Origin of the sequence: Paenibacillus sp. FSL M8-0142 (genome assembly GCF_038597315.1) — a bacterium.
GTDB lineage: Bacteria > Bacillota > Bacilli > Paenibacillales > Paenibacillaceae > Paenibacillus_AQ > Paenibacillus_AQ lactis.
This window is the reverse complement of sequence record NZ_CP152008.1, coordinates 1832272-1855258: the sequence shown is the minus strand read 5'-3', so window position 1 is coordinate 1855258 and position 22987 is coordinate 1832272. Positions and strand designations below refer to the sequence as shown.

Genomic DNA, 22987 nt, shown 5'->3' with positions numbered 1-22987 from the left:
CATCATTTGACTTTTTCCGTCAAGTTGAAAGGCAGGGAATGTCATGTAATAATACTTATATAATAAACAAAGACTCGTCTGATTGATTTAGATAGAAAAGCGATTTTTTGGACAATTTCGTTATGTTGCCAGGAAGGGTTATGTAGGTTAAAAAGGAGGAACAGCTTATGGCCGTCGAGGCATCGGAATACCCTCTGCAGCGGCTCGCCCCGGTTCAGCAGTGGTCTCCCAGCATTCATTACGCCCAGCTTCAACGAATGGGGACCGGAGCTCTTCCGCAGCGCAGATTGTACGATTTCGAGCTGCTGTATGTCAGCCAAGGAGAGGCCGTCACGACGATGTACGGAAAGCGCCATGTTATTGAGGCAGGCCAGCTCATCTTTCTGCCCTCCGGCGTTTACCATCAGAATGAAGTGACCTCGATCCCGGAAGCGCATTTTCTCGGCATTCACTTTGATTTTTTCGGAGAGCTTGAAATCCAGACCGAAGCGGACATGATTGTGAACGAAGCCGCCGTAGCGGCGGATAAATTTGCCAGGGAGGCCATCTCGGAGGTCTTCCCTCCGCTGTCTTCCCGGACGATTTACACGCCTCCGCTCTCCTGCGTTCAATTAATGGAGCGGGTCGTGGAGGAGTTTACGCTCCGTCCCGCGGGATATGAGCTTGTCTGTAAAGGGTTGATGCTGGATATTCTCGTTCAGTTATTCCGCACCCACTCCTCCCAGGCTCTGACGGAAACGTCGCCCCATGACGGCAAGCTGATGGATCTGATGGCCCGCATTGAAAAAGCTCCAGCCGAAGACTGGAGCAATAAACGGATCGCGGCGCATCTGATGCTGAGCCCTGATCATACCGCCAAGCTGTTTAAGCGCCTGGCGGGGATGCCGCCAAGCGAGTTTGTTCAATCGGTTCGCCACCGCGAAGCACGGCGGCTGCTGCGGGAAACCGATCTTTCGATTGAAGCGATCGGAGACCGGATCGGCTACCCGGATATCCATTATTTCAGCCGGATCTTCCGCAAGCTTGAAGGGATTACAGCGACAGACTACCGCAAGCTTTCGAGAATTCTGTAGGGAAAGCCGCATGAACGGAAGGCAGAAGCTCCGCCGACTTCAGCCAACGGCCGATCCGCTCAACCGCCTCCTGGAGCTGCGCGGAGGAAGCTGCATAGGAGCAGCGGATGAATCCTTCCCCGCCAAGACCGAATACGTGGCCGGGCACGGCTGCCACCTTCGCCTCGCGCAGCATCCGTTCGGCGAACTGCTGTGAGCTAAGCCCCGTTCCGGCAATGCTCGGAAAGGCATAGAAGGCTCCCTTCGGCTCGCGGCAGGAAAGGCCGATCTCGTTCAGCCCTTGAACGAACATCTTCCGGCGTTCATCGAACGCCGCCTTCATGGATTCCTTGTCCTCCTGCCCGTTTCTCATACATTCAATCGCTGCGATCTGTCCCATAATTGGAGCGCAGAGGGCCGTATACTGGTGAATTTTTATCATCCCCTTAAGCAGCTCCCGTTCTCCGCATAAATACCCGACCCGCCAGCCCGTCATGGCGAAGGCTTTCGAGAAACCGCCGATGACGAGTGTGCGGTCCCGCATCCCCGGCAGGGAGGCGATGCTGGTATGCTCCCCGACGTACGTAAGCTCCGCATACATTTCATCCGAGATGACAACCAGATTGTGCTGAATCGCGAGTCTGGCAATCGGGAGCCAATCGGCAGCCGTCATCACAGCCCCCGTCGGATTGCTCGGAAAGTTCACGACGAGCGCTTTGGTTCGTGGTGTAATCGCCTGCTGCAGCGCGTCGGCGGTCAATTTGAAATCCTGCTCGGCAGTCAGCTCCAGTTCCACGGCACATCCGCCATTCAGACTGACGAGCGGAGCATAAGCAACATACCCCGGCACAGGAATGATCACCTCGTCGCCCGGGGATACAAGGGCGCGCAGCGCCAAGTCGATCGCCTCGCTGCCGCCCACCGTGACCAGCACCTCCCGCGACGGCTCGTAGCTCAGCTGAAAGCGGCTGTACAAATACTCCGCAATAGCTTCCCGCAGCTCCATTAGCCCCTCATTCGGCGTATACATGGTCCGTCCGCTCTCCAGCGCCCGGGCGCTCGCCTCAATGGCACGCTTCGGGGTAACAAAATCCGGCTCGCCGACGCCCAGGGAGATCACCTCCGGATCCGCTTCGGCCGCATTAAAGAACTGCCGGATCCCTGAGGGCGGCATGGTTTGCACAATCGGCGTCAGGAAGCTATTCGTTGTATTCATATTCGCTCTACTCCTTGTATGTGGTATTTTCTCTTAACCGTTCCGATAAAGATGACGTAATGATGGCATCCAGCAGCATGCTGAATGAGAGGCCTGCCGCCGCCGCGCTTTTGGGCAGCAGGCTCGTTCTCGTTAATCCCGGCAGCGTGTTGACTTCCAATATAAACGGAACGCCGTCCTTCAGGATGATATCGACCCGCGCATAAACGCTGCACTTCAGCGCCTTATAGCATTGAAGCGCTGCCGCGCATACCTTCCTCTGAAGTTCCTCCGGCAGCTCGATCACCTGCTCTTCGGCTTCGCCTTCCGCGTATTTGGATGTGTAATCAAAGAATTCGGCATTCGGCTTGATCGACACGATCGGCAGCAACTTTCCGTCCAAAAAGGAGCAAGTGATTTCCTGGCCTTCTATCCACTGCTCGATCATGACCGATCGATCCCATTGGAGGGCATCCGCCACTGCCGCTTTCAGCGCATCCCGGGACCGCACGATACGAGTCCCGATGCTGGACCCTCCCGTATTCGGCTTAACCACGACGGGGAATCCCAGCGACTCCACATCCGCCGCAGCCAGCTCCTCCAGACTGCCGACGATGATCCAATCGGCTGTATGCAATCCTTCATACCGAAGCAACTTCTTGCTGACATCTTTGTCCATACAGATACTGCTGGACAATACGCTGCTGCCCGTATATGGAATGCCCATGGACTCCAGGGTGGCCTGTACTGTACCGTCCTCCCCGTACTGGCCGTGCAGTGCAAGCAGGGCAATGTCGATCCCTTCGGTCTTGTTGATCAGGTCGCGCTTGTCATTGATTTCAATCGGGATGGCCTCGTACTTGGACGGATCCAGATGAGCCATCATTTCCTGACCCGTGAGCAGCGAAATGTCCCGCTCGGATGAAACGCCTCCCATGATGACGCCGACTTTCATGTTGTGTGACCTCCTTCATGTAATGTGAGCTGGCCCTCAAGTGGAAAGCTTGCCGTGGGCCTGCTTCGCAATCCGCATGCGGATTGTGCCTCGGATCCCTTCTGTGGGGCTATTCAGCACTACGCATGCGGCGGATTGCAGTTCCCGTTCCTTCTGCGGGTCTATGCAGCACTACGCATGCGGATTGCTGTTTCCGATCCATCTGTGGAGCTATTCAGCACTACGCATGCGGATTGCTGTTTCCGATCCATCTGTGGGGCTATTCAGCACTCCGCATGCGGATTGTACCTCCGATCCCTCTTATCCCCAGATTCCCTGTCATCCCATTTCCGTTGTTGGAATCCGGGGATAAAGGGGCACGCTTCGCTTCTACGGTCCAATTCCGCCTGCTCCGTTGATGCGGTTGTTGTGCTGCTCTTGCTTGGCACAAGTCCCTTTTGGGGACTTGCTCCGCCACGGCAGGCTCCTTTTCGACCGCACAAGTCCCTTTTGGGGACTTGCTCCGCCATCGCAGCTCCTTTTCGACCGCACAAGTCCCTTTTGGGGACTTGCTCCGCCATCGCAGCTCATTTTCGACCGCACAAGTCCCTTTTCGGGACTTGCTCCGCCATCGCAGCTCATTTTCGACCGCACAAGTCCCTTTTGGGGACTTGCTCCGCTACCGCAGCTCCTTTTCGACCGCACAAGTCCCTTTTCGGGACTTGCTCCGCCATCGCAGCTCCTTTTCGCCTGCACAAGTCCCTTTTGGGGACTTGCTCCGCTACCGCAGCCCCTTTTCGACCGCACAAGTCCCTTTTGGGGACTTGCTCCGCTACCGCAGCTCATTTTTGACCGCACAAGTCCCTTTTGGGGACTTGCTCCGCCATCGCAGCTCCTTTTCGCCTGCACAAGTCCCTTTTTGGGACTTGCTCCGCCATCGCAGCTCCTTTTCGCCTGCACAAGTCCCTTTTTGGGACTTGCTCCGCCATCGCAGCTCCTTTTCGCCTGCACAAGTCCCTTTTGGGGACTTGCTCCGCCATCGCAGCTCCTTTTCGCCTGCACAAGTCCCTTTTGGGGACTTGCTCCGCCATCGCAGCTCCTTTTTGCCCGCACAAGTCCCTTTTCGGGACTTGCTCCGCCATCGCAGCTCCTTTTCGACCGCACAAGTCCCTTTTTGGGACTTGCTCCGCCATCGCAGCTCCTTTTCGCCTGCACAAGTCCCTTTTGGGGACTTGCTCTGCCATCGCAGCTCCATTTCGCCTGCACAAGTCCCTTTTGGGGACTTGCTCCGCTACGGCAGGCTCCATTTCGACCGCACAAGTCCCTTTTGGGCATGAGCGTTGCATAAAACCTATCACAACTTTTGCTGAAGTTACTATTTCTGTAACTACCTGTATCTTTTTCATGGACAAAACAAAAAAAGGCTCCTAATTTAGAAGACGTAGCACGTTGTCCACGACCTCTAAAAAGGAGTCCAAACCATGGATAACGTAACCCAAAACACTGTCGTTCGTCAACTGCTTTCTTTACTGCCTTTGGATGTACACGATCGACTCCTTCATGCCGATCGCTACGCCAAGAAGCTCACCATCAACAAAAGCATTCTCATTTTCATTCTGGCTCAGCTCAACCATTGGCAAAGCTATATCGAGATGGAAGAACAAATTTATGCACACTCTGAAATTCGGTCCATCCTCGATCTGCCCAGCATCAGCGCAGCCCAATTGTCACGGAAACTCAGCGAAATCCCGACGGAAATCTTGCACATGCTTTTTCTCCATAGCGTTGCCCGTGTCCAGAAGCTGACGGCTCACCAGCAGGGCATTTCTTCAACCATTGGACCTCTGGCACTCATTGATTCGTCGAAAATCACACTCCCCTTGGTACTTGGGGATTGGGCCAGAGTTTCGCATACCTCCAGCGGGGTAAAGCTGCATGTGCGGCTCGTAGCCGCTTCACCCGAAGTGGTATATCCGGACGCTGTCATCCCATCGACTTTAAACGTAGGCGACCGAGCCGGGGCGGTCGAACTGGTCACCGAGCAGGCGGCAACTTATGTCATGGACCGTGGTTATGATAGCTACAAAAACATGGATAACTGGATGGAGCGCGGCATTCAATTTGTCATGCGAATGAGAGATCGCACCTCAATCCATGTTGTGGAGGAACGAGAAATCCCTCCAGGAAGTCCGATCACACGAGATGCTCTTGTGAACGTAGGTAGCGGTTGGCGCAAGATGAAGGAACGAGTCCGGCTCGTAGAGTTTTATGATGAGCAGGGGCGCTATTATCGCCTACTTACCTCTCGACAGGACATAACGGCCGAAGAAGTAGCTCATATCTACAAATGCCGATGGCTTATTGAACTTTTCTTTAAATGGATAAAGCAGCATCTGCGCCTAAAAAAACTGCACAGCTATAAGCCGCAAGCGATATGGAACCAGATTTACCTTGCGCTGATCGCTTACGTGCTGGCACAGTATATGCAGCTACGTCTAGAAACCAAGAAAAGCGTTTGGCGTGTCCTTGAATTGTTTCGAATTCACATGTATCATCCGTGGTCCCAGTTCTTGAACGCTCTGTTTCGAGCACCTACGCGAACAACTTCTGGAAAGCCACGCGGTGCACCAAGGAAGGTACCTGAATTACGAACGAGCGTTGGCATTTTTAAAACAAGCAAAGTGACTTAGGAAACGAAAATCTTGCACAAAATACATTTTATGGGAAAACGTAGCTACATTTAAGAAGTGTTGGATCTTTTAGTGTAATTCTCGAAAAAACAACTGTAAATTAATTGTTCTTATTCAGATTTCATCCAAGTGCTTGCAGATGTAAAGATTTATGCAACGCTCATGCCTTTTGGGGACTTGCTCCGCCACCAGACATGCAGCCGCTCCGCTCCATAGTCCGAGCTCCACCTGCTCGTTGAAGCAGCCCCAACGCTCCCACAGCTCCGGCTACCGCCTACTTAGACATGGTAGACAGCCAAGGCTCAGTCCCATTCCTTCTGGACTTCGCTGCAGTGTTTAGTTCCTTCAAGCATGATATTCGTCTACTTTCGAGTTCATCTACTTTCAAGTTCTTCTACTTTCGAGTTCTTCTACTTTCGAGTTCTTCTACTTTCGAATTCTTCTACTTTCGAAGCCTTACTTCGAGAACACCTAATATAGCCCATCTGCAATCAAGTTCTTCTACTTTCCAAGCCTTCCACTTTCGGAAACCCCTAAACTAGACATCTAAACCCACACAATCTCTAGACCATCCTCCTGGCGGTTTCGCCGATGATGCGGATTCCCTTCCGGATGTTGTCATCGGAAACGCGAGAGAATCCAAGCCGCATCGTATGCTGCCCGCCGCCGTCGGTGTAGAAAATATCCCCGGGCGTAAACACCACGCCTTGCGCGGAGCAGGCTTCCAATAGCTCGCGCGTCCGCAAGCCTTGCTCGAATTGAACGAATACGTGGAGCCCGCCGTCTCCGGACAGCCGGTGCTGCGGCAGCCATTCTTCGCAGCAACTTTTGGCCAGCTCATATTTTCGCTTATATTCCGCCTTGGCCCGCTTCAGGTATTTCTCGAAATTGCCGTTATAGAGATACTGGTAAAGCAGGGACTGGTCCAGCGTAGAGGTGTGGATGCTGCGCGCACGCTTCACGCTTTCGAGGTAATCGATCAGGGTTTTATCCGCGAGGACCCAGCCGACGCGCAGTCCTGGAAACAGAATTTTGGAAAAGCTGCCCAAATAAATCACGCTGTTGTTTCCCCCGCCGGCACAGGCGACGAGCGGCGCGATATGCGAGCCGGAATACCGGAGCTCCTCATTGAAGCCGTCCTCTATCACCGGCGTCTCATAATCGCTGAGCAGCCGCAAAGTCTCGAGCCTCTTCTGCGGCGACATCACGATCCCCGTTGGATTATGGTAGGAAGGCACGAGGTACGCCAAATCATAAGGGCGAGCCGCGAGCTCGCGGGCAAGGTCCGTTAAGCTGATGCCATCTTGCTCCATCGGAACGCCGGTGATGGCGTAACCGTGCATTTTGAAATTTTTAATGGCGGTATGGTGGGTCGGATTCTCGCATAGGATGCGGCCATGGCCTTTATTCAAGGCTGCAAGCACCAAGCTCAGTCCCTCTGTAAAGCCGCTGGTCACCAACAGATCCTTGCCCGTTACATCAACGCCTTTATTCTCCATATAGTGAAGCAAATAATCGATCAGCGGCTTGTAGCCCTTGGCATAGCCGTAATTGAGGAGGACTTCTCCCTCCAGCGACATTCGGTCAAGGAAGGCGCGCTTTACATTTTGCAGATCGAACAGCTTCTCATCGGGTGCGATGCTCGTAAACGATATCGCCCCTTTGCCGGCACGGATGCCGTGCTTCATCAAGTCATTCGCTTCCGCCAGCCTCGCGTAGTCGTTCAAGCGCGAAGTCCAGTCCAGCTGTACATTTGCCGGCTGCGCTTCCGTTTCATTCGTGTTGATCGAGGGGATCACGAAATGCCCCTGGCCTTTGACGGCGTAAATATAGCCTTCGTCCTCAAGGTCCGAGTAGGCATTCAGCACGGTGTTGCGGCTGACGTGAAGCAGCGAACCGAGCTCCCGCGTAGACGGCAGCTTTTGATCCGCCTGCAGCGCTCCGGTCGTCATCAGCCGTTTCATATAATCTTTGACCTGTATATAAGCCGGACGGTCATCCGCTAGCGTAAAATCGGAATACATCCCATAACCCCCTTGCCACAATCATGGCATATTTTTGAATGGTCTACTAGAACCACGACCTGTCGCTTTCATGACCGGTGTGGTTGCCTTGCCACGTGACGCCCCATGTCCAATGATGGCTCAAAGAAAACAGTTTGTTCCATGCCGACGAAATTCGGCGTTGGAATCGAAGCAGAACTCGCAATTTCCTATACGGTAATCGTGATAAAAGTTTAACAACCACCCGGTGCTTTTTTGAATCGAATTACTCTATATCTGTGATTGACAGCCCCTAAGATCAGATGATCGCTGGTACTGCACTGCTTAATTCTACCCTAGTTTTCACCTGTTCGGGCAACTACCCGTCCAATCATTAGGTTAGGTTGTTGCAAGTTATTAAAGGTTTAGATCTAAAAAACTCCTCTCGGCAAAACAAGTTACTTCCTCCTTTATCACCTGTCTACCTATAGGGAGCCGGGGAGCCTATCGGTCTGGGCAAAACGAAAAGCCGCTCCGATACATTGTATCGAAGCGGCAAGCATTTGAAAGGGACCAATTTCGTGAGAGTGGCCGGGAATAGAGATTATGCAATCATAGCAGCTACGCATATCACCAGTACGAACCCTGTAATTATGTCGTTGTCTTGGCTTTGTATATAGGAATGATCTCGGGAATATAGCGGTACGCGCGGTGACCATCCACCTCTGCTCCCTTTTCCCTTATTTAACCGCCATCGACTCCTTAATCTTGTCATTAATCCATTGCCGCTTGGACAGAAGCCACTTCTCATCACGCGGATACGTCTTGAATGTGATCGGCTCTTCCAGCCCTTCCTCCAGCGCCTCCAGCACGGCCTCACGGCCGATCTGCTGCTCCAGCAGCTGCAGCGCCCGGAGATCCTGAAGCGCTTCATGGAACACCTTCAGCCGGATCGACTCCACCGGTCCGTCCTCGCCTGGATAAACCAGGAACGCATCGCCGGACGGAAAGCCGCTGTCCGCGTCGGTTACCCGATAAGGATCGATCGCCCGCCGCGAGTACTGGGAGTACCAGAAATTGTAGCCCCAATGCAGGAAGCCTTCGATGTTGTATTTATAGAGCTGCATGCCAAGAATGCGGTTTCGAGCGGAAGGCAGGTTGAAGAACCGGTTGGACACCTCTTTATACTGCGAGCAGCAGTAGTAGGTCCACAGCCCCTCGACTCCGGCTTCGAGGAACGGCTCGATATGGTTGCTTGCCGGAATCGGGCGCTTTACAAGCCCTTCCTCATAGAACGAAAAATCGGAAAGCGCGTCGATAATCGGGTAATCGGGCAGCAGCTCGTTCATTAAACGGCTCGCTTGGCCGTATGCCTCAATATGGGAGGCATGGGGCTCATCGGACACATGGAAATAACATCTGTCGTCACGCCCATGATCCTCGATCCAGTCCACTAAAGCCGGAATGAACTGTCTAAGGAAGGCTTGATATTCCTCACCCGATGCATCGGTCTCCCAGCCGAACAGCTTCTGGCTCTCCCCGTTTACGTTCGCCACAATTTTCGGCGCGTGCTTCGCCCCCCACTGCGTGAAGAAATGGGAGAACTCTAGGTATTGAATGCCGCAGCGGTCGCACAGATCGGTCCAGCGGTCCAGCTTGTCAAATCCGAATCGGTAGGAGCCATCGCCGAGAACCTCAACATCCACGAGCTGCACCGTCGGGCGCTCGCCGCCCACTTCGGTATCCAGCGGGGGAGTAAACAGCGGGGTCAACATCATGTTCATCCCGTGCTCTGCCGCCGTCCGGATATACTGCTCGATCAGCTGCCAATGACGTTCGCTGAACACATCGACACCATAGTAGGTTGCCAGGCAATCCGTATGGAACCACTCGGTATGAATCAGCGTCTGCGCCGGCAGCACAACTGGGATCAGCTCCAGCCGGAAAGTCTCTTCGGCAAGCTTCTCTCCCGAATCCGTCTCAAACCGGAGCCCGATATCGTATATACCGCCCGCTCTGCCGGAATCCGGCTCAACTGTAACCCATAAGCTTCTCCACTGGCTCGGACGCCCTGTTACAGCTGCGTCTGCAGCGAGAGGAAATAACGGATCCGGGTATAACCCCGGGGTGCTTCTTAATATGAACTCGTCATGGTCATGGTACGTCGGCAGGTCCGAAGGGACAAGACCTACAGAGCGAATGGAAATGTACTCGCTCAGCTCGGACTCGACAACGACGCGGATATTTTTCATCAGTTGACTTGAGCGGTAAGCCACTTGAAAAGAAAACGTCTCATTCAGGAAAGCCGCCCCTGCATCATACGGTGCGGCTGCCAGCTCTTCATCGGCAAACACTTTGGACAAGGAGCTGAGAAGCCGGGTCTCGAACGTTGGAATATTGCTCATTCGGCGATGCATCCTCTCTATCGTGATTTGGATCAATCTTTCGTATATCATACTAGCGAACTCGCGGAACTTGCACGAGAAAAAAATGATTTCGATAAAAAAGGGGACCATCCTCCTAGAAGATGGCCTCTCTGTTGCAAGTACGAACGTGTTTGGGCCCAACATGGAATCGTGATACGCTCCCTGGGACGCGCCAAGAGCGCTTCATCGTTGCCCGGTCTTGCCCATGGCCAATGGTAGCACCCGGGTATTGCCCCCATGACCAATGGTAGCGCCGATCCAGCCCCAAGATTGCATCCAACCCCATGTTTAGTTCATTAATTCATCAATGAACGCTCTCGGTCAGCTCCAACCGCAGGGGTTCAACCCAGCTTCAGTCAACGCCCCGATACACCTCGATCGCGGAAATGTTCGGACACCATCGCGATTCCAAAATGGTAAACCGGATGTACCTGGACCGTACCGCTGGAAACTTGCAGATCCGCTTGCGGCCAATGACCGTTCCGCGGCAGATTGGCTTCCAGGCACCGTCCTCCCTGTACTCCAGCTCGTACCGTTCGACCCGCTGCCCATATCGGTGTTCAGCCAGCACGATATGATCAAACTCCTGCTCGCTCCCGAGATCGACCTCGATCACGGCGTATTCGGTGCCCTCCTCCGGGCACCAATACGTGTCCTTGTCCCCGTCCAGCATGTTCGCGGCATCGGACCCCGGCATCGTCTCCGATGCCGCAATATGCGCCTGTGCAGCGAGGTTCGTCTTGAACGTAGCGCGCAGCACCTCGCCCAGCTCCCGCAGCCGCTGCCTGTCGTTCTCGTGAATCAGCCCGCGGGGATCCGGCGGAATATTCAGAAGGAAGGTGGCGTTGCCCCCGACCGAGCCGTAATAAATATGCAGCAGCTCTGCAAGCGGCCGAACCTTATCGTCCTCCGAGGCATGGTAGAACCAGCCCGGGCGGATCGACGTATTCACTTCGGCCGGATACCACACCAGCTCGCGCTCACTCAGGATGACGCTGCGGCTGCCAAGGTCCTCCTCGCTCGAGCTGTAATGGCGGGCAAACTCGCGGTCGTCCGTCTTCTGGGATTTTTCCTGAATCGCTTCGTTTTCGCGCAGGGACGCAGGGACGACGCTCCATTCGGACTCCCGGCAATGCCCCGCCTCATTCCCGCACCAGCGTATGTCGGGACCGCATACGGAAATGGCGGCTCCCGGCTGCAGCTCCCGGATCAGGGCGTAATACGCCTCCCAGTCATATTTCTGGCGCTTGCCGTTCGGCCCTTCGCCGCAGGCGCCGTCGAACCATACGCAGAACAACTCGCCATACCCCGTAAGCAGCTCCCTTAATTGGTTCAGAAAAAACTGATTATACCGCGGTGAATCTCCATACGTCGGCTCATGCCGGTCCCAAGGGGAGACATAGATGCCGAACTTGATCCCGCCCCTCCGGCAGGCCTCCGCGACTTCCCGTACCACATCGCCCTCGCCGCCGCGCCATGGGCTGCTCTTTACGGAATGTTCGGTATACCGGCTCGGCCACAGGCAGAACCCGTCATGATGCTTGCATGTAAGGATCAAGCCCCGCATGCCGGCGCTGACGCAGGCCTCTACCCACTGATCCGCATCCAGCTCCGTGGGATTGAACAGCGCAGGGTCCTCCTTCCCCGTTCCCCACTCCATATCGGTAAACGTATTTACCGTAAAGTGGATAAATGCGTAAAACTCCATGTCTTGAACGGCCAATTGCCGCTGTGTCGGCTGGATGCGAGCCGCGTATTCGATCCTATTTTGCAAGCGATAAACCTCCCGTCTGTTACGAACCTTGGTTATCCAGCGCTTTCTGGTGAATTTCAAGATATTTATCCAGCTGCAGCCCTTTAAACCCGCTTACGTAAGCGTCCCAATCCTTCTCGATATCCTTGCTGCCGGTTACGAACTGGGCCAGGTTCGATTTCACGTAATCCTGAATCGTTTTTTGAATCTGCGCAATGAACGTGGCGTCGGCCGGATCGATGAACACGTCAGTCGGGTACACGAGCTCAGGCTTGGCAAACGGCTCATATTTCTTGGCAGCCAGCCACAGCCGGTATTCATAGGCTCCGTTGCCCAGCGGATCCTCAGGCGCGACGAACGATTCGCGGATCGAGTTGACCATCAGCATCGTCCCGAGCTGCCACCAAGTAACATCCGGCGTCCCTTCGGGCACATCCCGCTTCAGGGCCTCGTATTTGGCCGGCTTGCCATTGTAATCAAGCGCACCGGCTTCCGCCTTCCTCCAGCCGTCCCCTTCAAACCCCCAAGAGGTCATGACCGTCCCTTCCTCCGAGAACAGATAGTCGGCCAGCTTAATGGCGGCGATCCGCTCCTCCTCCGTCGCTTTATTCGTGATGACAAAAGATCCATCCCCCGCGCCTACGCTGTAGCCTGCCAGCTGTACACCGTTCGGCCCTTTCAGCGGCGGAACGACGTCGTACTCCTTATGGCGCGGCTTCGCGTCCGTTGTATCCAGCATGCTGCTGATCAGGGCGTAGCCGACCGCACCGACCACATTCTCGGATTTATTCCCCAGCTGCTTGACGGCATCGCCGTTTTGCGTAAACGCGCCCTTGTCGATCAAGCCCTCGCTGTACAGCTTCCGTAAGTACTTCAGCCCCTCCTTCCATTCAGGCTCCGTCGCGGACAGAATAACCTTCCCGTCCTTCACGCTCAAATACGAGGTGCCATTGTTATATATAAAGGCATTCATCAAAAAGGCGTCAACTCCTCCTCCCCACACATCAAGCGAGGTGGTCAGCGGAATTTCATCGGCTTTGCCGTTTCCGTTCGGGTCCTTCTCCTTGAAGGCTTTCAGCACTTCATAGAATTCATCCGTGGTTTGGGGCATTTCAAGCCCCAGCTTCTCCAGCCATGTCGTATTGATCCACATCCGCTGGCCATATGTGCAGTGCAAGCACTCATTCACCTTCGGCAAGGCATAAATGTTGCCGTCCGGCGCCGTCATGGCCGGGGCCAGGTACGGAATCTCCTCCATCGCCTTCTTAATGTTCGGCGCATGCTGCTCGATCAGATCGTTCAACGGAATGAATGCGCCCTGCATACCGTATTTGATCTGATCCGCCTTTGAGATGCCGGCGTTCATAATGAGGGCCGGATAATCTCCGCTGGCCAGCATAAGCAGCTTCTTGTCGTTGAATACGGCATCCGGGGTCGTATTCCATTTAAATTTGATGCCCAGCTTTTCTTCAATATGCTTGGAGAACGGATTGACGTCCAGGCTTTCGATCCCTGCGGACTGGGGCGCGAATACCGTCAATTCGACCGGAGATCCCGGATCCCCCGTCTTAGCGGTGCTTCCCCCTTCTCCTTTGGGTTCTGCCGGCTTCGAGCAGCCCGATAGCGCCAAGACAATGACCATAATCAAACTTAAGTGCCATACGATGGTTCTCTTCAAACGAACTCCTCCTCATGAATGGAATTAGAACGCAAGTCTTACCATCTTCCAATCAAATGCTTCTACATTTACCCCCATAGCTGATGAATCGCTTGCATGACAGTCTGTGCCTCACCTCCTTCCCTTCGGCTTCACTCCAGTGAGCTATCCCTTGAGTGAACCGATCATGACTCCCTTGACAAAATACTTCTGCACGAACGGGTAAATCATCAGCACCGGCGCGCTCGCTACCACGATCAGTGAATATTTCAGCAGGTCCTTCATCCCTTCGCGGACAAGCAGCTCGTTCACGTTGGTGACCATCTCCGCGCTGACGGAATTCAAAATCAGAATGTCCCTTAGAAAAATTTGCAGCGGGAACAAGCTGCTGTCCTTCAAATAAATCAAGGCGTTGAAGTAGGAATTCCAATGTCCGACGGCATACATCAAAGCCAGCACGGCAATGATCGGCTTGGATAACGGCAGGGCAATTCTTAGAAAAAAGGTAATGTCGCTGCTCCCGTCCATCTCTGCCGCTTCGGCCAGCTCTTCCGGAATGGTGGTCTGAAAGAACGTTCTGGCAATGATCACCTGAAATACGGCCAGAGCTCCCGGAATAATCATCGCCCATCGTGTATCGAGCATCCCCAGCGATTTGACGAGCAGGTAGTTCGGGATCAAGCCCCCGTCGAAGAACATCGTGAACACCAGCAGCATCATAATGATATTGCGGACATAGAACGTTTTTCTGGCCAGCGGGTAAGCCAGCATGACGGTAAACGCCACGTTCACGAGGGTGCCGACCACCGCATAAAATAGCGAGTTGCCGAATCCGATCAGCACATTGGAATTTTGGAATACGGCCTTATACCCGATCAGCGTCACATCGACCGGCCACAGCCACACTTTACCGGAGGATACAGCCCCCGGCGAGCTAAAGGATGCGCTTACAATGTGCAGCAGCGGAAACAGAATGACGATTAGAATAACCGACAGAAACAAATACACCAAGCCGAGAAACAACCGGTCCTGGACAGACTCCCGAATAGCGGTTCTGCTCATGCGAATCCTCCTCTCTTACCACAGGCTCGTGGATGATACCTTGCGGGACACAAAATTGACGATAACCAGCAAAATAAAGTTAATGACGGAGTTGAACAGCCCGATCGCTGCCGAGAAGCTGAAGTTCGCTCCAAGCAGCCCGACCTTGTACACATACGTTGAGATGACCTCCGACGTATTCTGGTTGAGTGGGTTCTGCATAAGATAGATTTTCTCGAAGCCAAGGCTCATTACATTCCCTAGATTCAGGATCAGGAGGATGACGATAACCGGGAACAGACTCGGAATATCGATGTTGATGATCTTCTGAAGCCGGGTCGCTCCATCCACCCTGGCCGCCTCGTACAGATCCGGATTCACGCCGGCGAGGGCCGCGATGTAGATAATGGCGCCATAACCGGTGAACTGCCATGCATCGGACCAGACGTAGATGGACTTGAACAGCCCCGGGATGCCTAGAAAATCGACGGGCTCAAGCCCTAGCGCCCGATACAGATTGGACATGAGTCCGGTATTCGGCGATAAATTCACGATGAGGATCGAAACGATGACCACGGTCGAAATAAAATAAGGCGCATACGTGACCATTTGAACCGTCTTCTTGAACCTTCCGTTTCGAATTTCATTCAGGGCCAGTGCAAGCAGGATTGGCGCCGGGAAACCGACGAGCAGTCCGTACAAGGAGATTTCTAGCGTATTTCTGACATACTGCCAGAAGAACGGAGCCTCGAACAGCTGCTTGAAATAATCGAATCCCACCCAGGGGCTTCCGAATATTCCCTGAACGACGTTGTATTCTTTAAATGCAATCAGAACGCCGAACATCGGAACGTATTTAAAGATGACGATATACAGCAGAGGGAAGAACACGAGCAGGTAAAATTGCCAATGCTTCATCAGCTTCTTCCTTGTTCTGCTTCCGGGCTTGTGCAATGGGACATTCATTCCGGCCGTTGCTTCCATTGTTTTGCTCATGCGAGCCACCGGGCTACCCCTCCTTATCGATTTGATGACCCTTAGTCTAGGGGAAGCCGCCCCGGCTGTTCAATAAACAAGATTCGCCGGCCCAACGTATTTCCGCGAAGCAGACTGGATGCCATAGATCAGGCAAGCATCAGACGGATAAACCTTTTTCCGCCGCTAAACCAAACTCCCCGCATGAAAAAAATCCCGCAGAATAGCGCATTCCGCGGGATTTTGAAGCCTCGTCCAGAATCTGGGGCGCGTCTCGGTTCTAGCCTTCGGCGATCCGATTTGCGTCCCCGGAAGCCGCCTGGTCCCGATACTCGCCAGGGGACAGGCCCACTGTTTTTTTGAACATTCGGCCAAATGAGATGGCATTCGAGTATCCGACCTTGGTCGCGATTTCCTGAACGGGCAGGGCCGTCTCGACAAGCAGCCTTCGGGCATGCGTGATCCGCAGCTCAATCAAATAATCAACGAACTTCTGGCCCGTCTCCTCCCGGAACAGCTTGCTGAGCGTCTTCCAATTCATATGGAACTGTTCGCTCAAGTAGTTCAGCGACAGATCGGGATTCGCCGAATTCTCCTCCATATACTGCCGAATTCGCCGGATCGTATCAGCGTGATTGCGTCCGTTGAGGACTGCTGCCATGCCCTCGTACAAGGACGAGAGCGCCTCGCCGCAGTTTTGCTGCAGCTGCTCCAGCGTGTCCGATCGCTGCAGCGCATGCCGCAGTTGAGGCTGGCCCTCGTTTAGCCAAACGTCCTGAAACTCCTTAGCCATACAGGATAACTCCCGGCCGAGCGCATAGATCAAGTAATCCGCTAAACTGTGAACCCCGTCCCGGTCCAGCATATTCTTCTCAATATGCTCGATCAAGGCTTTATATTTCTCCCGCCAATCCGGATTCACCATCCGAAAGGACTGGGCGATGGAACGGATCTGATTCAGAAAATCAAACGCATGTCCGCGCTCCTCGCCGGCGATTTGTCCGTAAGGAATGATCCTGTTCTCGCCGAGAATCATTTTATATTTCAATGCCTTGAGCGCTTGGCTGTACGACTCCGGAATTTCCGTATACTGCTCTGCCTGCTTTCCCATGCCAATCGTTACGGTCAGCTTCAGATGCTCCTCCACCCACCGGCGGGCATCTTCGAAGATTACAGCAGCCTCCTGCATCTTATCCTGAGCCGGATCGACCTGGATGATAACGCCCAGCTTCGATGCGGATGTCCATTCCGCCCAAAGGACGGCTCCCCGTGCAGCTGCCGTTTCCTGAACAACGCTCTTCAAAGCAAATTTCAATAAATATTGATCCTGCTCCCGGTACTGTTCGCAGAAGTGAGCGTACTTATCGATCTCCATCACGCTGACGATCTGAGGAGAGGCCAGATCCGGCAGCTCAATGACATCCCTCTGTTCATTCCACTGCTCCAATTGCAGCGGATACTGCCCCTCGATCAGCTGCTGAAACAAATAAGCCTTCCGAAGCAGCAAATCCTCGCGATGCTGCTGCTGAAAGCTGTTGGACTGCTCCAATATGCTCTCAAGCGCCGATTCAATGAAAGCAAACTCATCCTGCTTGCGGCCGTGAAGCAGCGCATTCGTCTTGGTCTGTGTATACTTCTGAACCTGAGACACGATGGCCTCTACCGGCTTGTAGTTTCTGCGTGTAACATAAACGATCCATACAATGCCGGCCACACACATCAATATGCCTACCATGAACCACACGTTGTACAGCTGGCTTACGATGCCGACTACTCTGCCCTGCGTCAGGCCGCCCTCATATACCCAGCCCGTGTACGGGGAAACTGCGCTGGACACCGGCTCTCTCTCCTCCGCCGCCATCGTGCCCGGCGTCATGGAATGGCCGTCCGCATCCTTCATTCGGATAAAGCTGACATCCGAGTTATACATCCCCTGAACCATTTGGAAAATGGCATCCACTTTGATATTGACTGCAATAAGCCCCCGGCCGCGGGATACGAACGGTGCGTCCCGAACCAGCGTGACCGTTTGCCGTGCACTGTTAAAGCTGAATTCCCGAAAATCCCGGACGCCGCTCCAATGGGCCTCGCTGTTTTTCCGGCTCAAGTAGGGTTTAAGGAAAGCATAATCCGCATAGTCCTGAAGCTTGAAGGCGGAGGATGTGGTTAGAACATATTCGTCCTGCGTGCGTACCAGCGCCATGGAATCCACAAGGGGACTGGACACCTTGAACTGCTTCATCGCCTGTACGGCCTGCATGTTCAAGTAAACGTCATCCTGGTCCTCGGAGCTGAAAAAATCGGACAAATCCGGATTAAACAGCAGCTCCTGCACCAGCATCTGATCGATGGATTTCAGCGAGTTATCCACCGACCGCATCGCCTGCTGGATCATCGTCTCATTGGCCTGCACCGCTCCCTGCCGCGACTGTTCGCCAAGCATTTGGAAAAATACGAAAAACACAAAGGAAATGACAATAAAAAAGACGGGCATATACGATAGCAGCTGACGGTAAAACCAAGCTTTGTTCCCCATAGACATCCCCCTACCCAAAAGGTTGTTCATCCATCCCGATACGTCAGCCATGCCGATAGACACGCTGACCGTGTTTGGCCCGGAACCGCCGGAGCCGCTGGAAGCGCTTTCTAATCAAAAGCCAACGGCTTCCTTCGGAACTCGTTTGCTTCCGATCCCTGCATTTGAAGTATTAGCTTCATATTAGAAGAAAACGCGGGGTTTACCAACACTTTTATGGGCAGGGACTGAAAAACATGTCTCTGGTATTAGGCGGATAGGAGCGTTGAATCAGGCATGCCGGCAGGTCGGATGCGATCAAAAATGAAGCGGGGGGACAACGAAGGTGTCTAGGAAAAAAACATAAAAAAGCAAGTACAGGATGCTCGATCCTGTACTTGCTGTGGATACCATGAGGTTGGATACGCCCCGGCACTTGAGGCTTTCCCGCTCTCAGGCCGCTTATCCGCGTGCCGCGGCATCCGCATAGAAAATAATCGTATAAAATTTCGTAATCTCGTTCCCCGGGTTCCGGTAACGGTGGGGACGATTGGCCGCGAAATGCACGGAGCTTCCCGCAGGCACCGTATAGCATTCGTCCTCCCGCCAGAGCTCGAGCTCTCCCTGGTGGACAAATATATATTCCTCAACGCCGTCGTTATGCGCTTCCGATCCATGATCGCAGCCGGGATCCATGATGACCATATACGACTCGAATTTGGTGCGAAGGTTGTAGGAGAACAATGGATGCACCCGGTATGCGCCTTCTGCCTCATGGAAAGGCTCCACATCCTCAGGCGATACGACCGTCACCTCGGTCTCCGCTTCCTCAATCAGCGTCGTGAATGATATCCCCAGACCGCTTACGATGCGCCATAACACCGATATCGTCGGGTTTGAATCCCCCCGCTCGATCTGGCCGAGCATTGCTTTGCTTACGCCGGTCAGCTCCGATACATTGTCCAGGCTGAGGCCCCTCGATTTTCGAATGGCTTGTAAATTTCTCCCTACCTTTTTATGAATGGGTTCCAATCGTACAATATCCTCCTTCGGTACCTAACGGCTAGCTGATTTTGCTCTGATCCGCCCGCAGCTTTTCCGTAAGCTTTGATACCATATCATCCGTCATTCGGTTCAAATCATATTGTACATCAAATCCCCATTCTTCGCGTGCGCAAGTTGCATCAATCGCGTCCGGCCATTCGTTCGCAATGGACTGGCGGACCGGATCGACCTGATAATCCAGCTTAAAGTCCGGGATATGCCGGCGGATGCTGGCAGCGATCGATTCAGGCTCAACGCTCATCGCCGTCACATTAAAGGCGTTCCGGTGCTTCAGCCGTGAACCGTCTGCCTCCATCAGTGTGATGATCGCGGATATGGCATCCGGCATATACATCATGTCGAGGTACGTTCCTTTCTCGATATAGGAGGTGTATGAGCCGCTGCGAACCGCTTCCCAATACATGTCGACCGCGTAATCGGTCGTTCCTCCTCCAGGTGGCGCGGAGTGGGAGATTAGCCCTGGAAAACGGAGTCCCCTCGTGTCCACGCCGTATTTATGATGGTAATAATCGCACAGCAGCTCGCCAGACACTTTGCTGACTCCGTACATCGTCAGTGGACGCTGCAGCGTATCCTGCGGGGTCGCACGCTTCGGGGTATCCGCCCCGAAGGCTGCGATCGAGCTCGGTGTAAAGAACTGGCATGACAACGCCCGTGCCGTCTCCAGCGCGCTCAGCAGGCCTCCCATATTCAGATTCCAGGCAAGCGCCGGGTTCGATTCCGCCCGCGCTGACAACAGAGCCGCCAGATGGATTATCGTATCCGCTCGAAACTCTTTAGCCGCGTCATAGAACGCCTTGCTGTCCGTGACATCCAATAGCCTGAACGGTCCGCTCTGCACCGCCTCGCTTTGCGATTGGCGAATATCCGTTGCCAGCACGGCTTCGTCGCCGTATATTTGCCGCAGCTTTACGATCAGGTCCGAACCGATCTGACCGAGTGCACCCGTGACCAAGATTCGTTTCATGAATCATGCCTCCTTCTTAGATCAGACCAAGCTCGCGTCCGATGGATTCGTATGCCGCAAGCGCGCGGTCCAGCATTTCCTTCGTATGGATCGCGGTAGGCATGTTGCGCACTCTTCCCGTCCCTTTCGGCACCGTCGGGAATACGATCGCTTTGGCGTACACTCCCTCTTCATATAGACGGGTGCTGAATTTCTGAGTCGTCGATTCGTCCCCGATGATGCAAGGCGTAATCGGGGTTTCCGTAGCGCCGGTCGAGTAGCCGAGCTGCCGGAGCCCTTCCTGCAAATAGCGGGTGTTCTCCCACAGCTTCGATTGAAGCTCCTTGCTGTTCTGAAGGATATCTATCGCCGTAATGCACGCTGCAACTGCACCAGGAGGCAGTGCGGTCGAGAAGAGGAACGGCCGGCTGCGGACCTTGAGCCAGTCGATCAAGTCGCGGGAGCCCGCTACGTAACCGCCGACCACACCCACAGCCTTGGACAGCGTTCCGATCTGCAGATCGACCCGGTCCGACAAACCGAAATGCTTCACAGTACCCGCTCCGTTCCCGAGCACGCCGGAGCCATGGGCATCGTCAACATAAGTAATGAGATCATAGGCCTCCGCGATTTCCACGATTTCCGGCAGCTTGGCGATATCGCCGTCCATGGAAAATACGCCGTCGGTAATAACCATAATTTTATTGTATTGCCCGGATTCTCTCGCCTCGCGGGCTTTCGTCCGCAAATCATCCATATCCGAGTGGTTGTAGCGAATCACCTTCGCTTTCGTCAGACGGCAGCCGTCAATGATCGAAGCATGGTTCAGCTCATCCGAGAGAATGGCATCCCCGGCTCCCATCACAGCCGAAATGGCCGCCATATTGCAGTTGAACCCGGATTGGTACGACAGCACGGCTTCCGTTCCTTTGAACTGGGCCAGCTTCTCTTCAAGCTCCACGTGAAGCGACAGCGTTCCGTTAATGCTGCGCACGGCGCCGCTTCCTGTCCCAAAATCCCGGGTTGCCCGGATTGCCGCTTCCTTCAGCCGCTCGTCATTGGCAAGGCCCAAATAATTGTTGGAGGACAAATTTACGAATTCGCGTCCTTGAATCTTGATGACCGGACCGTTCGGACTTTCGAGCGGCTGGATCGTATTATAGAGCCCCTGCTCCTTGAGTTCGGTTAAATTCTGCTGCAAGAAAGCGCTTAACGAGTGACTTGGCATATCATTTCCCTCCTAAATGGATGATGAATCTGAAAGAGGTTGTTCAAAAAGTCATTTTTTGATCACGAAGGGAGTCAAGAAGTATCTCGGCATCGAATCTTGAATTCAGCCGGGCCTAAGCAGATGCTTCCGAAGTATGTTTCCTGCGGAAACATTGTAGGTGCTCACGTACCCAATACAGCAGATGCTTTCGAAGGCGTTTTCTGCGAAAACGTGTAGCTCCGCTCCTCACTCCCTAGCTTCGTCTAACTAAAGCGTTTTGGAAAAACGCACTTCGGAAGCATGGGCTTCGGTGCTGAAAAACCGACTTTTTAAACTCGCACTGAACATCCTATCAATTACAACTCCATTGTATGCAAAACCTCACATATATGCAATATCTCGCACAAATATATGTTATATTAGACTACGAAATAAAAAATCCCCCGTGCCATGATCAAAAAAGACAAAGCGTCTTTCCTATCATTACCCCGGAGGATGCTTTCAGATATATTATGGATTCGAGATCAGCTATGACAGCCCTGTGCGAAAGCCCGGTCAATCGGCAATCGCCGCATGCAGAGCCTCCACATAGGCCGTGGCCAGCTTGGAGAGCGCGATATTTTTATGATGAATCCAGCCGACGTTGATCGTCTCATCGCACGCCAGAGGAACGGGAATGATCTCGTTGCCGTTCAAATCCGCGCTGAGCACGCCCGTGGAAATCGTATAGCCGTTCAGGCCGATCAGCAGATTGAACAAAGTTGCACGGTCGTTGACCCGGATGCTTTTTTTATGCGACAACGTGCTCAGAATCTCCTCGGAGAAATGGAAGGAGTTGTATTCCCCCTGCTCGAAGGACAGGTACGGATAATGCTGCAGCTCTTCGATCGTGACGATGGACTGCTTGGCAAGCGGGTTATGGACGCTGATAAAAATATGCGGCTTCGCTGTGAACAGGCTGTTAAACTCTAAACCGGCGTCCTTCAGCAGCTTGTTGATGACCTTGGCATTAAATTCATTAAGGTACAGGATTCCGATCTCGCTGCGGAAGGTCTTCACATCCTGAATGATTTCATAAGTCTTCGTCTCACGGAGCGCAAGCTCGTACTCCTCCTGTCCGTACTCCTGAACCAAATGGACGAAGGCATTCACGGCAAAAGCATAATGCTGCGTCGACACCGAGAAATGCTGCGGTGACGGCTTGGCGTTCAGGTACCTTCCCTCCAGCAGCTCCGCCTGCTCGACGACCTGCCGGGCATATCCTAGGAACTCGGCCCCTTCCTTGGACAGGATGATTCCTTTGTTCGTCCGTTCGAAAATGGTTATCCCAAGCTCCTCCTCCAGGTCCTTGATCGCATTGGACAGACTGGGCTGAGAGATAAACAAACGCTTGGCCGCCTCATTCATCGAGCCCCGGCCCGCAACCTCTATCACATACTTCAATTGCTGCAATGTCACCCTAGATCTCCCCCTTCTAACACCGGACTTTAACGCTGATCTTTTACATGTTCACGAAGGACCAATGGCATAAAATTTTATTTTTTGA

15 protein-coding genes are annotated in these 22987 nt (G+C 53.6%); 2 read left to right on the top strand and 13 right to left on the bottom strand.

Features of this window, described 5'->3' with window-relative positions:
* Positions 1 to 167 precede the first annotated feature (167 nt).
* Positions 168 to 1073 (top strand): AraC family transcriptional regulator, encoded by a 906-nt coding sequence (locus NSQ46_RS08705; protein WP_007127633.1) that lies wholly within the window; start codon positions 168 to 170, stop codon positions 1071 to 1073.
* Here NSQ46_RS08705 and NSQ46_RS08700 read toward each other — a convergent pair.
* Positions 1033 to 2268: an aminotransferase class I/II-fold pyridoxal phosphate-dependent enzyme gene (locus tag NSQ46_RS08700; RefSeq protein WP_342576648.1), complete on the bottom strand. Its 1236-nt coding sequence runs from the start codon at positions 2266 to 2268 to the stop codon at positions 1033 to 1035. The genes NSQ46_RS08705 and NSQ46_RS08700 overlap by 41 nt on opposite strands.
* A 7-nt stretch (positions 2269 to 2275) precedes the next feature.
* Positions 2276 to 3202 carry a D-alanine--D-alanine ligase gene (locus NSQ46_RS08695; RefSeq protein WP_340899835.1) on the bottom strand — a complete coding sequence of 309 codons (927 nt, stop codon included), beginning with the start codon at positions 3200 to 3202 and terminating at the stop codon, positions 2276 to 2278.
* Between the two features lie 1460 nt (positions 3203 to 4662).
* Here NSQ46_RS08695 and NSQ46_RS08690 point away from each other — a divergent pair.
* Positions 4663 to 5871, top strand: a complete 1209-nt coding sequence (locus NSQ46_RS08690; RefSeq protein WP_342574451.1) for an IS4 family transposase — start codon at positions 4663 to 4665, stop codon at positions 5869 to 5871.
* 563 nt (positions 5872 to 6434) lie between these two features.
* On the opposite strand, the gene NSQ46_RS08685 is transcribed toward NSQ46_RS08690, so the two are convergent.
* From NSQ46_RS08685 to NSQ46_RS08635, 11 genes are all read right to left on the bottom strand, one after another.
* Positions 6435 to 7895, bottom strand: a complete 1461-nt coding sequence (locus NSQ46_RS08685) for a PLP-dependent aminotransferase family protein (RefSeq protein WP_341342272.1) — start codon at positions 7893 to 7895, stop codon at positions 6435 to 6437.
* 698 nt (positions 7896 to 8593) lie between these two features.
* Positions 8594 to 10258: a DUF4091 domain-containing protein gene (locus NSQ46_RS08680; RefSeq protein WP_341342273.1), complete on the bottom strand. Its 1665-nt coding sequence runs from the start codon at positions 10256 to 10258 to the stop codon at positions 8594 to 8596.
* Positions 10259 to 10631: 373 nt separating this feature from the next.
* Positions 10632 to 12053 carry an alpha-L-fucosidase gene (locus NSQ46_RS08675; protein ID WP_341032695.1) on the bottom strand — a complete coding sequence of 474 codons (1422 nt, stop codon included), beginning with the start codon at positions 12051 to 12053 and terminating at the stop codon, positions 10632 to 10634.
* A 19-nt stretch (positions 12054 to 12072) separates the two neighbouring features.
* Positions 12073 to 13674 carry an ABC transporter substrate-binding protein gene (locus tag NSQ46_RS08670; RefSeq protein ID WP_050953996.1) on the bottom strand — a complete coding sequence of 534 codons (1602 nt, stop codon included), beginning with the start codon at positions 13672 to 13674 and terminating at the stop codon, positions 12073 to 12075.
* A 180-nt stretch (positions 13675 to 13854) separates the two neighbouring features.
* The gene (locus tag NSQ46_RS08665) at positions 13855 to 14751 is read right to left on the bottom strand and encodes a carbohydrate ABC transporter permease (protein WP_007127624.1); all 897 of its coding nucleotides are present in this window, start codon (positions 14749 to 14751) and stop codon (positions 13855 to 13857) included.
* Positions 14752 to 14766: 15 nt separating this feature from the next.
* Positions 14767 to 15696: an ABC transporter permease subunit gene (locus NSQ46_RS08660; protein WP_232239426.1), complete on the bottom strand. Its 930-nt coding sequence runs from the start codon at positions 15694 to 15696 to the stop codon at positions 14767 to 14769.
* 289 nt (positions 15697 to 15985) lie between these two features.
* Positions 15986 to 18241, bottom strand: coding sequence for a helix-turn-helix domain-containing protein (locus NSQ46_RS08655; RefSeq protein WP_341342275.1), 2256 nt, complete (start codon positions 18239 to 18241; stop codon positions 15986 to 15988).
* A gap of 441 nt (positions 18242 to 18682) precedes the next feature.
* On the bottom strand, positions 18683 to 19252 hold the full coding sequence (locus tag NSQ46_RS08650; RefSeq protein WP_077567572.1) for an XRE family transcriptional regulator: 570 nt from the start codon (positions 19250 to 19252) through the stop codon (positions 18683 to 18685).
* 31 nt (positions 19253 to 19283) lie between these two features.
* Positions 19284 to 20252, bottom strand: coding sequence for an NAD-dependent epimerase/dehydratase family protein (locus NSQ46_RS08645; protein WP_144867530.1), 969 nt, complete (start codon positions 20250 to 20252; stop codon positions 19284 to 19286).
* Between the two features lie 16 nt (positions 20253 to 20268).
* Positions 20269 to 21459 (bottom strand): glycine C-acetyltransferase, encoded by a 1191-nt coding sequence (locus tag NSQ46_RS08640; protein ID WP_144867528.1) that lies wholly within the window; start codon positions 21457 to 21459, stop codon positions 20269 to 20271.
* A 537-nt stretch (positions 21460 to 21996) separates the two neighbouring features.
* Positions 21997 to 22899, bottom strand: coding sequence for a LysR family transcriptional regulator (locus tag NSQ46_RS08635; RefSeq protein ID WP_007127615.1), 903 nt, complete (start codon positions 22897 to 22899; stop codon positions 21997 to 21999).
* Between the last annotated feature and the right edge of the window lie 88 nt (positions 22900 to 22987).

What these genes read in the sequence shown, in the direction of transcription:
- NSQ46_RS08705 (WP_007127633.1), top strand. Translation starts at nt 168, where the DNA reads ATGGCCGTCGAGGCATCGGAATACCCTCTGCAGCGGCTCGCCCCGGTT.
- NSQ46_RS08700 (WP_342576648.1), bottom strand. Translation starts at nt 2,268, where the DNA reads ATGAATACAACGAATAGCTTCCTGACGCCGATTGTGCAAACCATGCCG.
- NSQ46_RS08695 (WP_340899835.1), bottom strand. Translation starts at nt 3,202, where the DNA reads ATGAAAGTCGGCGTCATCATGGGAGGCGTTTCATCCGAGCGGGACATT.
- NSQ46_RS08690 (WP_342574451.1), top strand. Translation starts at nt 4,663, where the DNA reads ATGGATAACGTAACCCAAAACACTGTCGTTCGTCAACTGCTTTCTTTA.
- NSQ46_RS08685 (WP_341342272.1), bottom strand. Translation starts at nt 7,895, where the DNA reads ATGTATTCCGATTTTACGCTAGCGGATGACCGTCCGGCTTATATACAG.
- NSQ46_RS08680 (WP_341342273.1), bottom strand. Translation starts at nt 10,258, where the DNA reads ATGAGCAATATTCCAACGTTCGAGACCCGGCTTCTCAGCTCCTTGTCC.
- NSQ46_RS08670 (WP_050953996.1), bottom strand. Translation starts at nt 13,674, where the DNA reads ATGGTCATTGTCTTGGCGCTATCGGGCTGCTCGAAGCCGGCAGAACCC.
- NSQ46_RS08665 (WP_007127624.1), bottom strand. Translation starts at nt 14,751, where the DNA reads ATGAGCAGAACCGCTATTCGGGAGTCTGTCCAGGACCGGTTGTTTCTC.
- NSQ46_RS08660 (WP_232239426.1), bottom strand. Translation starts at nt 15,696, where the DNA reads ATGAATGTCCCATTGCACAAGCCCGGAAGCAGAACAAGGAAGAAGCTG.
- NSQ46_RS08655 (WP_341342275.1), bottom strand. Translation starts at nt 18,241, where the DNA reads ATGGGGAACAAAGCTTGGTTTTACCGTCAGCTGCTATCGTATATGCCC.
- NSQ46_RS08645 (WP_144867530.1), bottom strand. Translation starts at nt 20,252, where the DNA reads ATGAAACGAATCTTGGTCACGGGTGCACTCGGTCAGATCGGTTCGGAC.
- NSQ46_RS08640 (WP_144867528.1), bottom strand. Translation starts at nt 21,459, where the DNA reads ATGCCAAGTCACTCGTTAAGCGCTTTCTTGCAGCAGAATTTAACCGAA.